Raw genomic sequence first — 14954 nt, 5'->3', positions numbered from 1 at the left:
CCTCACTTAACGATGGTCATTTGTTTTGTATAGGCTACAAGATCTTCAATTGTTCGCTTAGAGTCTACAATAAACATGCTATATTGATAGCCGTTTTCCTGCCAGCTAATCGAATGGAATTTATTCTCGTCCATTACAATACCTTTTTGACCTCGGATGTCCATTTCTTTTTCACCTTTAATAGGCTCTACCTTCTTAGCACTACTATTTGCTTTAAAAACTGTTACTGAAATATCTTGCTGACCATTTTTCGCATAACTAAAGGTATACTCTGAACGATCTTCTATCCCTTTATCTAATGAAATTTCCTCCAAAGTTAGTCCGTTTCCTTCTGGCACCATTAAAAATTCGCCAAGCTGTTCTTTCACTGTATCCAGTGTCACTGACTCGGATTCAGGTACATTTATTTCTTCCACTTTTGCATCCTTTGGAATATCAAGTGTAAATTGTGCATCATCAATTTTTGCCTTTTCATCTATTTTCGTATACTCTGTTATCATTTTATTTCCAGCGCCATTTGTGATTGTTTTTAACGTTACCCATGTTTTTTTATCGACCCATACTTCTATATCGCCTATTAAAGTATCATCTTTTTTAGCTTTCGCTACAACTTTATACGTATCTCTTCCAGCAATCTTCTCCTCTCCCGCCATTTTCACATCATGTGTATCCTTTACTGCGTTAAATAGTAATTCTAACTGGTCTCTTTGTGATGGGATTTCATCTACCCCACCTTTACTAATATCTATTTTATGAACAGTGTTTTTCACAACATCATACATAATAACCTGTGAGCCATTGTTGACTGCGATGCTATGCTCACCATTTTCAGCAGTTGATTCAATTCGTCGTTTACCATCTTTAGTCCACTCTTTGACTTGAATTTTTCCACCAGCCTCGCCCATATCCATTGTGTATTCACCGTAATAAGCGAGTGGTTCTTTCGTTTCCTGTAATGCATGATCAATAATTTCCTGTGGTGAATACGCCCCCTCTGTATTACAACCTACTAAGCTAAATGTTAATGCGGCAACTAAACCTGCTGCTCGTAATGATTTTTTCCACTTCATTATGAATTCTCTCCTTTAAATGGTGGCAGCCAGCAAAGTACAGCTGTTCCAAAGCCTTCTTTCGATACAAGCTCTACTGTCCCACCGTGTTTTTCTATTATTTGTTTTGCTATATTTAATCCTAGTCCAGTGCCACGCTCCCCAGCCTTTGTCCGTGCTGTATCTGCTTGGTACATGGGCTCGAATAGTTTCTCAATATCCTCTTTTTTGACACCTTGCCCGCTATTTTGCACAATGATATACATACCATGCTGCTTATTCAGTGCTGGTGATACAAAATCAAAGCACCCTATAGGACATTGTCCAGCATTAACGGCTGCTAAACCTATCGTTGTCCCCACTGCTCCATAACGCCAAGCATTACTCATTAAATTGTCGATCACCCGTTGTAGCTGCTTCGGATGCACTGCATACATACCCGCTATGTCACAAGTAACTTCAAGCTTAAATCCTTGATCTTTACATAGCTGCTCATAATCTGAAAGTGCCATTTCAAAAAACTCGGCCCCATCAACTGCAACAAGTTCTAAATGATAGCTTGTCGATTGCAGTAAAGTGTACATTAGTAAATCCTCTAGCATATGTTTCATCGTTTCAGATTTTGTTAAAATAATTTGTCGGTACTCGTCTTGCTGTTCTTTTGATAATGCCTTGCTTTGTAAAGACTCAGCATATGCTTGAATAGCTGTAAGAGGTGTTTTTAAATCATGGGAAATACTTGCAATCATTAACTCCTTTTGCCGTTGTTCAGTTTTCAAGTGAGCACGTGCTGTTTCAATTTCGTCCTGCATGGCAAGAAAGGTTTGAGCAAGTTCTCCAATTTCATCTTTTCTAGCCACTAAATTTGACTCAACATGCTCTCCCTTTGCAAAAGTACGCATTTGTCGCATTAGTTCATGTAACGGGCGATTTAATTTACGGTTAAGTAGCATCATAACTGCAAAATAAATAAGGAGAAATAATACAATAGAGCTAGCTATTACAAGCCAAGAACGACTTTCTACGCCTTTTACCCAATCCTTCCTAACTAATTGAATCTCATAAACCCCAAGCAATTCTCCATCTTGATAAACAGGCTCTTTATAAGTAAAGGCATTGTAATTTTGCTTTAGCTCATATAAACCTTTAAAAACTCTATCTTTAGAATCAAACACCAGTTTCAATGGATCAGAGGAATACAAACGTAAGCCTGATTTCGAGTAAAGTGTAATGGAGAGCTGATCATTCGTTAGTGCTTCAATTTCTTTTATATCTGCATTTTTCGTATAATACAGCGGATTTTCCAGAATAGATTTTACCTGATTGAGCTCTGTTAATTTTTCGAAATACTCACCAACGTTTTTATCTTGATAATAGGCATTAATCCATACATAAAGGCTATAAGCACCTGTTATCGGTAAAACCATCACGATGAAGAAAGTGATGAGTAACCATGTTTTAATTTTCATAGTAGCTCACCGATAAAGCGATAACCTTTGCCCCATACTGTTTGTATATAATACGGTGATTTTACTGGATCTTTTAGCTTTTCCCGTAGTGCCTTTATATGTACTGTTACTGTATGTGTTTCATCTACGCTCGCCTGTTGCCAAATATGTTGATAGAGCTCTTCTTTTGAAAAGGTTTGGCTTGGATTTTTCGCAAGTAGTTTTAACAGAGCAAATTCCTTCTGTGTTAAGGCAAGCTCTTGATCATTAAGGCGCGCTGTTTCCTTTTGCCAATCAATTTTTAAACCGTGTGTAAAGGATGTAACTTCTTCCGCTAATTCTTTTTTCGTATAACGTTTCCAGCGACGTAAGTGTGAGGCTACACGTGCCTTTAACTCCTCTAAACTAAATGGCTTCGCTATATAGTCGTCAGCGCCCTGCAAGCCCTCAACCTTATCTGCCTCTTCCTTACGCGCACTCATCATTAAAATAGGAACATCACTTTCCCAACGAATATTTTGGCAAACCGTCAGACCATCCATCTCAGGTAACATCCAATCGACTAACACTAAATCGAACGTATCCGCTTGAAAATCAGTTAATCCTTCAAGTCCTGTTGTTGCCCAAGTAATTTGGTAACCCTCTTGCTCAAGCGTATCCTTCACAATACGTCCTATCGCCGTATCATCCTCAATTAGTAATAGCTTTTCTCTCATCTGTTTTCCTCCTGAACTAACCTTACTATGTAAAAAGACATTTTTTCTGAACTTTATACTTTCTTTATAATTATCATAGATTTGGTTATCCGTCACTTCTCATTTTTTCCGTCGGCCAGGATGAGCGATCTGTCGGCTTCTTTTTGAATTCGTCGAACTGGGCTGGTTATCCGTGGTCCTACTCGGCCTTTCCCTCGTTTTGACTTTTGCTTTCCGTTTTGCTCGGACCTTCCGTCGATTCGCCTTTTCTATCCGTCGTTCTGCTCGGCCTAGAAGTGGCTTGGTGATGTTTTGACCCAAAAATAAATGTGACAAAATCGGTAATATATGTAATTTATTTAAAAAACTACAATTTCCGACAACATTTTCATTTTTGTTGTGTTATGGTTGTATTGTTCTATTAAATGCAACTTATTAATAGAAAAAACTAATACAAAGGGGAGTTAATTATGTTAAAATCAAAAATTTCAAAAATGGTAGGATCACTTGCTTTATCAGGAGCTATACTTATTCCTGCAGTATCAGCGAATGCGTGGACTGAGTATGTTTATGTCAAGGACTTATATCCCGATGCAGTTGATTATATATTTGTAAATAACGGAGCAAATGACAAGTATGTAATCGTACAAGAAAGAGGATATGATGGCAAAATATACGAAACAAAGGTAAAATGCGATAAAATGGTTGGTAGTAAGTGTCATGTAGCAGTTGAAAGAAACTAGATAGGGCATTTTAGTATTTATTGGAATACATAAATACTAAAAAAGGCGCATTGACTCATTAACGAGTTATGCGCTTTTTTTGTTTCTCAGGGAGTGAAACCTAGTTGTTTAGTTAGTATCAAGAATTATAATACAAACATCACTCCACTATTTAATTTTTAACATATATAAACCAAAGAAAATTTCGATAGAAAACAAATTAAATTAATAGATGGAAAGAACCTCAAGAAAAATGGTTTCTTGAGGTTCAGCAAAACTTAAAATAATATTGATTCTTATTTAGACAAATTTTCTAAACCAATAAAGGATAATTGGTTTTTTTCATTAAACCCAAAACTAACTCTTTCACTTACTATTTTTTTGAAACTTTTAAGTCGTTAGAAAAGATAATATATAATTTTTCGTACGCAAGGCAAAGCTTAAAACTCTCAGGTTCGTCCCTATATCTACGATAAGGCATTAAAGGTCTATTTGACAGGTCGTGGAGGTTCATACGGCGGCGCTGTACGTTGGAACAATGGTCCAACTTACGGTGTTCCTACACTGGCTTCCAATACCCAAGGTGTTCGGATTGCTACATTTACTATACCTAAAGGAACTAGTGTTACACATTCAGTCTATACTTCTACAGCTGGCTCGCTTAACACCCCAGCGGCGATACTGATTACAGAGTAATTAAATATATTACAGAATTTCTCGTTAAATAAAGGAACCCTGTAGCTTATCGTAAATTCTACTATGAGCTACAGGGTTCTCTACATATCGTAATAAAATATTCATTTCTTGCAACGTAAAACTAGGGAAAACGGGAAAACTGCTATATTGGGCAGCACTAATTATTTGAGCTATATCTATAAGGATAAAACCTGAAAGAATCTCTTCCCATCCCCACATTAATCTAAATGATTTTTTTATATTGAGATAGTCGTCTTTATTAAGAACATTAATAACTAGCAGATCAGTTTAATTACTGCTATTTCTTTCATAATTCCATATCTGATAATCAAGTAATCGTGGGGTAATATTCGAATACTGTTTTATAAGTATTTTAGTAGTTTCCTCTAATAAACTTTGCGCTTCTTCAATCTTAACCTTTCTCTGAAGCGCTTTTTCTAAAAATCGTACTATCATTCTATCAGGTTTTACCCACTGGTCATCCCCAGCTAACATGTAAAAATAAACAAGTGAAATACCACTTTTTTGACCTGGTATGGCTCTAATTTCTTTTTCAAATTCTTCATTACCGTATATTTTTTTTACATCTTGTAAATAGTTTACTCCATGCTTAATTAAGACTTTACAGAATAAATAAACTGCTTCCACTTTTAATATGCCGTTTGTTGGGGAGGTTCTTTGCTTATTCTTGAATACATCGCTCACAAATATTTCTAATTCTAAACTTTCAAAAGAACTTAGAAATTGTTCAATTGAAAATTGTTCATTTATTTCAGGAATTTCGGTTCCAAAGCGTTCCTTATTAAGTTTAAAATAACTACAAAACCTATTTACTGTATTTTTAACCCCTTCATACCGAACACCTATAGAAAATACTGAGTCAATAACACAAAGTGGAAGATTAGGGTAATAATATTCATCAGGGAGTTTTGCACTTTCTAGTTCTAAAACTTCCTCACAGAATACAGCAATTTTATTATTATCTTTATTTAGTGCTTGAGGCATAACCATTCTCCTTTTAATCTTTGATTTCTTAACTATTTTTAACCTCAAAAATAATAGTTCATAGCAAGTCTAGCTTATAAGTAAATTCACTTATCTTTTCTCCATTACTCATATATCTATGTAAATCATAAAACTCCTGTTTTAAGTATTCAACCAAATGTTGATTATATAACTTCTATTTAGACACCCGCTCTAAACGGTCAATTATTCTTTCCATCGCACTGCTCTGGCCTCCGTCACTTCGTCTTTTCTTTCCGTCGCTCTGCTCTGGCCTTCCGTCGCTTCGCCTTTTCTTTCCGTCGCTCTGCTCTGGTCTTCCGTCACTTCGTCTCTCTTTCCGTCGCTCTACCCTGTCTTTCTGTCTGTCAATCCATTTCGAATTAATTAAACAAAAAAGGAATGCACGCAATTTGTGCATTCCCTCCCACTATGTTAGAAAAATAAACTTAATATGAAATAAATAGCTGCAGCCATGACTGCGGAAATTGGCATGGTGATTACCCATGTTGTCACGATTTTTCGTGCCATGCCCCATTTAACACCTTTTACACGGTGTGCTGTTCCTACTCCCATGATAGATGAAGAAATTACATGTGTTGTAGAAACTGGTAAGTGAATTAATGTTGCACCGAAAATGATGGACGCAGAAGCAAGGTCTGCTGCAACACCGTTTACTGGACGGATTTTCATAATCTTGCCACCGACTGTTTTGATGATTTTATAACCACCTACAGATGTACCAAGACCCATTGCACATGCTGCTGCAAAACGTACCCAGAAAGGAATGTCATCTGTGTGATGCAAGCCTCCTGCAATTAAAGCGAGCGTAATTATCCCCATTGCTTTTTGAGCATCATTAGTACCGTGAGTAAATGATTGTAAAGCTGCTGTACCAATTTGCATTGTCCGGAAGCCTTTATTCGTTCGATATAAATTTGTATCCTTAAATAGAACTTTCAATAAAGTCATCATTAAGAAACCGGCTGCAAACGCAAGTAATGGCGAGAAAATAAGTGCTTGAATGATTTTTATAAAGCCGCTATAGTTCAATACATTAAAGCCAGCAGCTGCAATTGCAGCACCCGCCACTGAGCCAATTAATGTATGTGATGAACTAGATGGAATTCCAAAGTACCACGTTACTAAATTCCATGTAATGGCAGATAATAATGCCGCTAAAATAACGACTGAACCTGTAGTATCTCCATTAAAAGCATTTAAGCTAAACGGGTCAACAATATCTTTTGTTAATGCTTTCGCTACCCCAACGAATGTAATAGCTCCAATGAAGTTCATAAGTGCAGCCATGTATACTGCAGTACGTGGCCTCAATGCCCTTGTCGATACAGAAGTTGCAATCGCGTTGGCTGTATCATGGAAGCCGTTAATAAAATCGAACACAAGCGCGAATATAACGACTAATATTGTTATCAGTAATATCGTATCCATTTCGTACTCTCCATCTTACGCGTTACGCATAATTATTGTTTCAATTGTATTAGCTACAGTTTGACAGTAATCTGCAATATCTTCAAATTGTTCATAGATACTCTTGAATACCATGAGGCGCATCGGATCTTTTTCTTGAATAAATAATTGCTTCATTGATGAGCGGAAAATTTCATCACATTCACGCTCATAGTCCTTAATTTGAATAGCATGTTTACGCATTTCAACAAGCTTTTTACTATTTAATAGCTCCATTGCTTGGACCATTTCATCTGTACTTTTCGCAATATATGTTAAGAATTGGCGCATCGGGTCTGTAACTTCTGTTAAATTGTACATGTCAAAATGAGCAATACAGCCTTCCATTCCATCAATAACATCATCTAATTTATTCGCAAGTGATAAAATATCTTCACGCTCGATAGGTGTCATAAATGATTTATTGAGCATAACGATAAGCTCGTGAATCAATTTATCTCCACTTGTTTCATATCGCTTCATTGTGTCTGCGATTTCTTTTAATGAATCTATATTTTCAATACGTGCGTTATGAGCGTAATAAATACCTTCTTTAACGTTTTTAGAAATGTTTAATAATGCTTTAAAAAATGGATCTTGCTTGTTTGAGTTGAACATCATGTTCCTCCTGTTGAATGAATATTGTCGATTTCTGCAATCATCATAACAAAACTTTCACATAGTTCTACAAATTTTTAAAGATAAAATAGTTGAATTTACAAAAATGTAATATAAAATTTGCCACAATTATTTTTAGGTACTTTTATAAGTTGAAAACGTTGGAAACTCGATAACAAAAAATATCAATTTTCCTTAAAAATCACCGTTTTTTCTTTTATTTTTATAAAAATACTTGAAAAAACTATTTTTTTCTTCATTTTTTCTTCATTATCAATGTTAAGGAATTGTAAACGATATTTACATAACGAAAGATAAACTACATTGTCATTTATTACAATTCGCAGTACTGTTATAAGAAAAGTTTATCTTACAAATAAGGATGTGAGTATCATACATATGGATATCGATTTACTATCACTTGTAATTCTTTTAGCACTTGGCTTTATCGCATCCTTTTTAAATGCGATTGTCGGTGGCGGAGGATTAATATCGTTACCTGCGCTTTTGGCTGTTGGTTTACCTCCAAGTACAGCAATTGCCACAAACAAACTTGCCAATACAGTTAGCAATGGGACTAGCATGTTAACTTTTTTACGAGCTGGCAAAGTTGATGTGAAAAAGAATAAGAAAATAATGCCTTTTATTTTTATTGGTTCATTCATGGGTGCATATACGGTGCATCTCGTATCTCCAGCTATTTTAAAGCCTCTAATGCTTGTTATGCTCTTACTAGTAACAGCTTATACGGTTTTCAAAAAAGATTGGGGTCAAAAACCTGAAGAGCGATCATTAAGTACTCTTAAGAAAATAGCCTTCGTTGGCGCTTTTGCTGCTGTTGGCTTTTACGATGGTTTCTTCGGGCCTGGTACTGGTTCTTTTTTTATTTTCCTTTTATTAATGATGGGAAATGATTTCTTACAGGCAGCGGGAAATGCAAAAGCCTTTAATTTCACATCGAACTTAGCAGCGCTTGCTATGTTTTTACTATTAGGGAAGGTTAATTTTGTATACGGTCTACCTATGGGCTTCGTTATGATTTTCGGTGCGATAATGGGGTCAAAATTTGCGCTGAAACGTGGGACAAAAATGATGCGTATTATTTTTATCATCATGACTTGTACATTAATTGTAAAAAATGCATGGGATTATTTTAATCTCCATTGAGAAAAACTCCTATCGATTTCATTGACAATATTTATCAATCGATTGACAAAATATATTAGCGTGCTATAATTCTTTTAGGCTTCACCGCGTTGAAGCGAGGAAGTAACAAGTAGGAGGATTAGCATGTTTCGAATTGAAGCTAAGAGTAACCCTCGATTTATTGAGGCAAGCTTTATAATACTATTAATAATTGCCATGATGGCGCTCAGTATTGGTTTTTTAAAAGCAACACCCCATATACCTATTTTTCTTGTCATTTCACTTTTAATTGCCTATGGATTACTAAAAAAAGTTCCTTTTCGTGAGCTTGAAACTGGTATGATTGCTGGTGCAAGTGCTGGACTTGGGGCTGTTTTTATTTTCTTCTTTATTGGTATTTTAATTTCCAGTTGGATTATGGGTGGCACAATTCCAACACTTATCTACTACGGCTTTTTAACTATTACACCAAGTTTTTTCTTTGCGATCGTATTTTTGATTTGTAGTATCGTTGGTGTTTCTGTAGGTAGTTCTTTAACTACTGTAGCAACTGTTGGCGTTGCCTTTATGGGAATTGCTGGTGCAATGGACATCTCTTTAGCAATAACAGCTGGTGCGATTGTTTCAGGAGCTTTCTTTGGTGATAAAATGTCTCCGTTATCGGATACAACAAATCTTGCATCTGGTACGGTTGGCGTCGATCTTTTCGAGCATATTAAAAATATGGGTTGGACAACGATTCCAGCATTCGTAATCTCATTCGTCCTTTATGCAATATTATCACCAACAGAAGCAAATACTTCATTTGAAACAGTTGAGCAATTTAAAGATGGATTACTGTCTACTGGACTTATTCATTGGTATACATTATTGCCAATTGTTGTTCTTGTTATTATGACTTTTTACAAAGCGCCTGCACTTATCACACTCGCAGTTGTTTCAATTATTGGTGTAGGACTTGCCTACATACAAGAACCGATTGCACTATCGAATGTCTTTAAAATCCTTTTTGAGGGCTATGTATCTTCTACAGGGAATAAAGACGTGGATGCATTACTGAGTCGAGGCGGTATGAACAGTATGCTATTTACAATTTCCTTAGTCTTATTAGCTTTAACAATGGGCGGTCTATTATTTACGCTTGGCATTATTCAAAGTATTTTAGCGAAGGTAGAGAGCTTATTTAAAAGCGCTGGCTCTGTCATTACAGGAGCTGCCATTACGGGGATTGGTATTAACACATTAATTGGTGAGCAATATTTATCTATCCTACTTACTGGGGAAGCTTTTAAAGCACAGTTTGCAAAGGTAGGACTTGCCCCTAAAAATTTATCCCGTGTTATGGAGGACGCAGGTACTGTAGTCAACCCTCTTGTTCCATGGAGTGTTTGTGGTATTTTCATTGCTAGTGTACTAGATATACCAACAACAACTTACCTGCCCTTTACTTTCTTCTGTCTACTAGGACCAATTTTGACGATTATCTTTGGTTGGAGCGGTAAAACATTAACAAAGCTTGAAAGATAAGATTGGTAGCTGATGAGTTTGTCAGCTACCTTTTTCTATTCTAGGCCGCACTTCATCATCCCACGTAATTTTCTAAAAAAACGCCTTTATTTTGATAGCGTTCATCGAAACAAATGCTTATGTGATCAAAAATATGACTTTATTTCAACATTTGGAGAAAGTTTAATAGATTTGCTTGCACAAGGAATTTGATAGCAAAAGTGATTTAGCTCACGAATCTGATGGTAAAGGACCTATAAAATAACAAAAGAGTATGTTTTGAAATAATAGTTCAAAACATACTCTAATTTTTGCTCTACTGACTACTTAATGATGTTGTCACCTTTAGTAAAGTACTTACTCATTTTTTTCATTGTCCTTTGATGATAAAAAGTCTTCTAATGCCTGTTTGTTCTTATCGAGGTCAATATCCAAGACGTCACCTACGTTGACACGTTTGTCTTCATAGCCATCTGCAACAGGAATTCGTAAAGTATCAATACCTTTAGAGTTCCCTTTTACTATCCCTTTTGCAATTGTAAGGATTGTTTTATTATCAACATTTGTATCAATGTAGGAATCTGCAACGCCAAGTATTTTTGGCAAATTCATTAAGCTCGAAACACCGATTTGTTCTTTCACCTTACCCAAAACCTCTTGCTGGCGTTCCACTCGCCCAAAATCACTTAAGCGATCGTGACGGAAACGTACATAACCTAATAACTCGTTTCCATGTAAAACTTGTTCCCCAGGATGTAATGTCATACCAATTCCATGAGACATTTCATAAGGAATATCAACCTCTATCCCATCAGGTGCTAAAAGATCTATAATTTTAGGGAATCCTTTAAAATCTACAAGAGCGTAGTAATTTACATCAATATCAAAATTTTGCTTAATTGTTTTCCTTACAAGTTCAGGACCACCTAAAGCAAAAGCAGCATTTATTTTATTCATTCCGTGCTCTGGGATGTCGACATACGTATCCCTCATAATTGAAACAAGCTTGACATCATTTGTCGTTTGATCGTAGTGAGCAATCATTAAACTATCCGATCTACCATCCTCGTCTCTAGCGTCACTTCCCATTAATAGCACATTAATTTGACCAAATTGCACATCCGCTCCTTCGAATGGGTCAAACGCCTTTTCGTTATCTTTTAAATGACTATCGTCTGCCATAGCCAATCCGCTATTATATTGATAAACTCCATAAATAATCCCTGCTACGATTACTAATGCGAATGCTAAGAACAAATTCCTTAGCCATTTACGGCCCTTTTTGCTTCTTTTCATAAATAAATCCACCTATCACTTAAGTCTAAGTTATTTTTTTAGTAATGCATTTGTAGTGAGTTGCACAGCTATTGCATCGTCTAGATAACCAATAGGAAATAAATAATCCGGTATAACATCTACTGGAATAATAAAATATAATAATGTACTTCCAATTAAGGTTAGTTCAAAAATAGTTCCCTTCCCCAATGTAAACTTCTCATATAATTCTTTTAATTTGCTTATAAACGGCCCAATGCTTCCTACACTCTTTATTTTTTCGTCAAAATCATTAAGAATCGAATTTTTACCTTCCTCTGTTTGCGCATAGAGTCCATAGCTTTCTAGTTTCTGTTCAACGTGAGACACCGAAAATTCATCATCATAAACATTAGAAGATTTAAGAAGAGATTGTATTGCGTCAACAGAGGTATGAATATCTGAATCTGATTCTTCTTGTCTCTGTTCAATTGGGTATCCTGCTGCTTCAAAAAGATTGATTAAAGGAACATCAAGGCATTCTGCAAATTTTTCTAAATGTTGTGGTGTCGCATTTCTCTTACCATTTATTATCCGTGAGATCGTAGCTGTGTCGATTCCAGTGAGTTCACTAAACTTCCGCATAGATAATGAACGTTCTTTCAATAACTCTCTCAGCATTAAACCAAGTGTACTGTTTTTCTGTTCAGCCATTATCGATTCTCCCTTCTTACAGGCTTAAAGTAGTGTCAAACATGAAATGATCATTCTCAAGAAGTGTATAATTATGTTGACATTTTGTCAACAAATTAATTAGAAGAAAGCAGCAAAAGCGATGATTATCAACATTACTCCACTAATTATTGTTCCAAATTGCCCTACAGTAAATGAACCAATCCGAACATCTGCTACTTTACTCCCTAACTTGACACCTAACCAAACAGTAATAAAACTCCCAATTGCAGCAAGTATCGAGATGACAAGTGGTGAAAGACCAAGTAGACCTGCACCTACACCATTCGTTAATGCATTCGCCGCTAAGGCAATGCCGAGAAGTACAGCCTCTCCCCATCCAATTTCCCCAGACTTATTGAATTGAGCTTCCTCGGGATTTCTTAAAATATCTTGAACATTATTATTAGCATTGTTTTTATTCTCCTTTGAAGTTTCTTGTTTCCGCGGTTTCGCCAAAAGAATAATCCGAATTCCGATTATACATAATAATATCGCTCCGATGACAACAGGAAGCATACCTGGAAGAATTTTTGACAGCCATACGCCAAATGTAATGCCTGCCATACTCATTAGAAAACAAATGATCGAGATTAAAATATTTTTATCAAATCTAACATTTATCTTTCGAATGCCGTAAGAAAGTCCGACACCCAAATTATCAATACTAGATGAAAAAGTAAAAGCCAAAATGATTAACCAAGTCATCATACCACATCCCTTATTTTTTTATATCATATTACACGTATTGACAAATGGTACCTACTTACCCGAAAAATGTTGACAAAAAAACAACTTTATTTTGGTAACACAATAAAGTGTGTGAATGAATGGCTTTCAGCGATTACAATCCGGCTGGGGCTTTCAATGAACCAATTAAGCCAACGGGTATTAGTCAAAAAAGGTGGTCGTTTCGTTGCTGAAATGGGAGGTCACGGTAATATTGCGTCTATTGTTTGGGCACTGCAAAAAAGTATGGAGGAATTAAAACTGTCTTATATTGAGGATTACTTCCCTTGGTATTTTCCAACTTTAGAAGAATATCAGTCGAAATTAGAAGGCGCTGGATTTACAGTTGAAATGATACGCTATATGAGCGCCCAACACCGCTTCTAGGCGAAAACGGGCTACGTAATTGGCTAAAAATGTTCAGTTATAATATGCTAAAGCATTTATCAGAAACTGAAAAAGAACAGATTTATGAAAAATGTGAAAAATTATTACAGTCAAAATCTTATCAGAATCATCAATGGTTTGCTGATTATTGCAGATTACGTTTTGTTGCCATAAAAAAATAACAGCCATTACACACATGAAATCGCTGATAATTAACGTAGCACGTAAAAACGCTCGGAAAATATCCAAGCGTTTTTCTTGCTATTTATTTAATTCCAGACTGCATTTCGTAATTTCTAACGAGCATTCCGTTTGATTTTAACATTCCTAACTTCTCATAATAAGGGACTAAGTCATCATCACAACATAAATCAATCATATAGATATCTTCAAGTTCCTTTAACATTTGTTTGACTAATTCCTTGCCAATACCTTTATTTTTATACTCCGGCAAAACTTCAAGGAACGGAATGTAGGCAGATAAAACGCCATCGCTAATCGCTGTTATAAATCCTACTACTTGATTCGTATGATCATCTAAAGCAATGACTATCTTACTACTGTTTGTTAACAGCTTTAAGTGAGTTTGTGGATTAGGTGGATTCGGCCAATCTACAAAAAAGCCATTCAACATTTCAGAAGAAATTCCATCGAGAGAATTTTGGTATATCAACTTATATCAACTCCTAAATTATTCTTTCATTTTTAGGTAGATGATAGGTATTAAAAATATAGTAGCAAAATGGCAACCTCCAAACATTTCTGGGATTGCTATAAGATATTCGATTTCAAGTTCTTAAAGTCCTTCTTTTTGTACTTTTTGATTACACTCAAGGAATAAATCTTGGTTATATCCAGTAATTTAAGTAAACAACTAGAATGTATATTTTCATTTACTTTAAATATTCTTCATAGCATTTTCAAAAACCGCCTTAATTTAAAGTAAAAAAACCCCTCACAAGCATGATTTTACACAAATTGTGAAGGTTCATAAAAACATTCTATCTATCATGAACGAGGGATTAAAATCACCAAAACACCAATTAAACAAATGCCTGCTCCAACGAAATCCAAGATGTCTGGTTTTTTCCCATCGATTCCCCAGCCCCACAAAATGGAAAGGACAATAAAAACACCTCCATAGGCAGCGTAAACTCTTCCAAAGGTTGGGAAGGACTGAAAAGTAGCGACAACTCCATATAAAGCCAACACAATCCCGCCTATAACTCCCCAATAAAATGGTTTACCTTCTCTTAACCAAAGCCAAATTAAATAACCACCCCCTATTTCGCCAATTCCTGCGAGGATAAATAATAATGTTGCACTAATCATTTTTTTCACTCTTTCTGTATATGTTTCAGTATCTGCTCTATTATACATAAAAGCACGTTACAAATAATGAAATCAAAAATTCTCCTGTAAAACGAAGGGTAAGAGACAGTTTAATTAAACTGAGGTGAAAATATTTAAAGATGATGTCGCTATTATGACTCCCGTTTC

Annotated in this window: 16 protein-coding genes; 5 read left to right on the top strand and 11 right to left on the bottom strand. The window is 35.6% G+C overall.

Going from position 1 to position 14954, the window contains the following annotated elements:
- Window positions 1-2: 2 nt before the first annotated feature.
- From MY533_RS08785 to MY533_RS08775, 3 genes are read right to left on the bottom strand one after another with little or no spacing between them, the layout of a single operon-like run.
- Window positions 3-1070: a LolA family protein gene (locus tag MY533_RS08785; RefSeq protein ID WP_248718794.1), complete on the bottom strand. Its 1068-nt coding sequence runs from the start codon at window positions 1068-1070 to the stop codon at window positions 3-5.
- Window positions 1070-2518 carry a HAMP domain-containing sensor histidine kinase gene (locus MY533_RS08780; protein WP_248718793.1) on the bottom strand — a complete coding sequence of 483 codons (1449 nt, stop codon included), beginning with the start codon at window positions 2516-2518 and terminating at the stop codon, window positions 1070-1072. Before MY533_RS08780 ends, MY533_RS08785 begins: the two co-directional genes overlap by 1 nt.
- Window positions 2515-3213, bottom strand: coding sequence for a response regulator transcription factor (locus tag MY533_RS08775; protein WP_248718792.1), 699 nt, complete (start codon window positions 3211-3213; stop codon window positions 2515-2517). Before MY533_RS08775 ends, MY533_RS08780 begins: the two co-directional genes overlap by 4 nt.
- Before the next feature lie 449 nt (window positions 3214-3662).
- Between MY533_RS08775 and MY533_RS08770 the strand changes: the two genes are divergently transcribed.
- Both MY533_RS08770 and MY533_RS08765 read left to right on the top strand, forming a co-directional pair.
- The gene (locus tag MY533_RS08770; RefSeq protein ID WP_248718791.1) at window positions 3663-3935 is read left to right on the top strand and encodes a hypothetical protein; all 273 of its coding nucleotides are present in this window, start codon (window positions 3663-3665) and stop codon (window positions 3933-3935) included.
- Between the two features lie 471 nt (window positions 3936-4406).
- Complete coding sequence (locus MY533_RS08765; protein WP_248718790.1) at window positions 4407-4610, top strand: hypothetical protein; 204 nt, start codon at window positions 4407-4409, stop codon at window positions 4608-4610.
- A 288-nt stretch (window positions 4611-4898) separates the two neighbouring features.
- Here the strand turns inward: MY533_RS08765 and MY533_RS08760 are convergent, their stop codons facing one another.
- The 3 genes from MY533_RS08760 to MY533_RS08750 all read right to left on the bottom strand — a co-directional run bounded on the left by MY533_RS08760 (window position 4899) and on the right by MY533_RS08750 (window position 7700).
- Window positions 4899-5615 carry a DUF8548 family protein gene (locus MY533_RS08760; protein ID WP_248718789.1) on the bottom strand — a complete coding sequence of 239 codons (717 nt, stop codon included), beginning with the start codon at window positions 5613-5615 and terminating at the stop codon, window positions 4899-4901.
- Window positions 5616-6047: 432 nt separating this feature from the next.
- On the bottom strand, window positions 6048-7064 hold the full coding sequence (locus MY533_RS08755) for an inorganic phosphate transporter (protein WP_132362871.1): 1017 nt from the start codon (window positions 7062-7064) through the stop codon (window positions 6048-6050).
- 15 nt (window positions 7065-7079) lie between these two features.
- Complete coding sequence (locus tag MY533_RS08750; protein WP_132363005.1) at window positions 7080-7700, bottom strand: DUF47 domain-containing protein; 621 nt, start codon at window positions 7698-7700, stop codon at window positions 7080-7082.
- Between the two features lie 399 nt (window positions 7701-8099).
- On the opposite strand from MY533_RS08750, the gene MY533_RS08745 reads away from it, so the two are divergent.
- Entirely contained in the window at window positions 8100-8867 is a 768-nt protein-coding gene (locus MY533_RS08745) for a sulfite exporter TauE/SafE family protein (protein ID WP_248718788.1), read from the top strand.
- Window positions 8868-8990: 123 nt separating this feature from the next.
- Window positions 8991-10373, top strand: coding sequence for a Na+/H+ antiporter NhaC (nhaC, locus tag MY533_RS08740; RefSeq protein WP_248718787.1), 1383 nt, complete (start codon window positions 8991-8993; stop codon window positions 10371-10373).
- Between the two features lie 336 nt (window positions 10374-10709).
- On the opposite strand, the gene MY533_RS08735 is transcribed toward nhaC, so the two are convergent.
- From MY533_RS08735 to ytaF, 3 genes are all read right to left on the bottom strand, one after another.
- On the bottom strand, window positions 10710-11648 hold the full coding sequence (locus MY533_RS08735; RefSeq protein WP_248718786.1) for an LCP family protein: 939 nt from the start codon (window positions 11646-11648) through the stop codon (window positions 10710-10712).
- A gap of 30 nt (window positions 11649-11678) precedes the next feature.
- A complete protein-coding gene (locus MY533_RS08730) occupies window positions 11679-12320 on the bottom strand; it encodes a helix-turn-helix domain-containing protein (RefSeq protein ID WP_248718785.1) in 642 nt (213 codons plus the stop codon).
- 99 nt (window positions 12321-12419) lie between these two features.
- Complete coding sequence (ytaF, locus tag MY533_RS08725) at window positions 12420-13046, bottom strand: sporulation membrane protein YtaF (RefSeq protein WP_371873342.1); 627 nt, start codon at window positions 13044-13046, stop codon at window positions 12420-12422.
- A 159-nt stretch (window positions 13047-13205) separates the two neighbouring features.
- On the opposite strand from ytaF, the gene MY533_RS08720 reads away from it, so the two are divergent.
- The gene (locus tag MY533_RS08720) at window positions 13206-13454 is read left to right on the top strand and encodes a hypothetical protein (RefSeq protein ID WP_248718783.1); all 249 of its coding nucleotides are present in this window, start codon (window positions 13206-13208) and stop codon (window positions 13452-13454) included.
- A gap of 265 nt (window positions 13455-13719) precedes the next feature.
- Here the strand turns inward: MY533_RS08720 and MY533_RS08715 are convergent, their stop codons facing one another.
- The gene (locus MY533_RS08715) at window positions 13720-14127 is read right to left on the bottom strand and encodes a GNAT family N-acetyltransferase (protein WP_248718782.1); all 408 of its coding nucleotides are present in this window, start codon (window positions 14125-14127) and stop codon (window positions 13720-13722) included.
- A gap of 335 nt (window positions 14128-14462) precedes the next feature.
- On the bottom strand, window positions 14463-14786 hold the full coding sequence (locus MY533_RS08710) for a YnfA family protein (protein WP_100544371.1): 324 nt from the start codon (window positions 14784-14786) through the stop codon (window positions 14463-14465).
- Window positions 14787-14954 lie beyond the last annotated feature (168 nt).

The organism is Lysinibacillus sp. Ag94 (assembly GCF_023242215.1).
Classification (GTDB): domain Bacteria; phylum Bacillota; class Bacilli; order Bacillales_A; family Planococcaceae; genus Lysinibacillus.
This window is presented reverse-complemented; position numbering and strand designations above follow the sequence as displayed.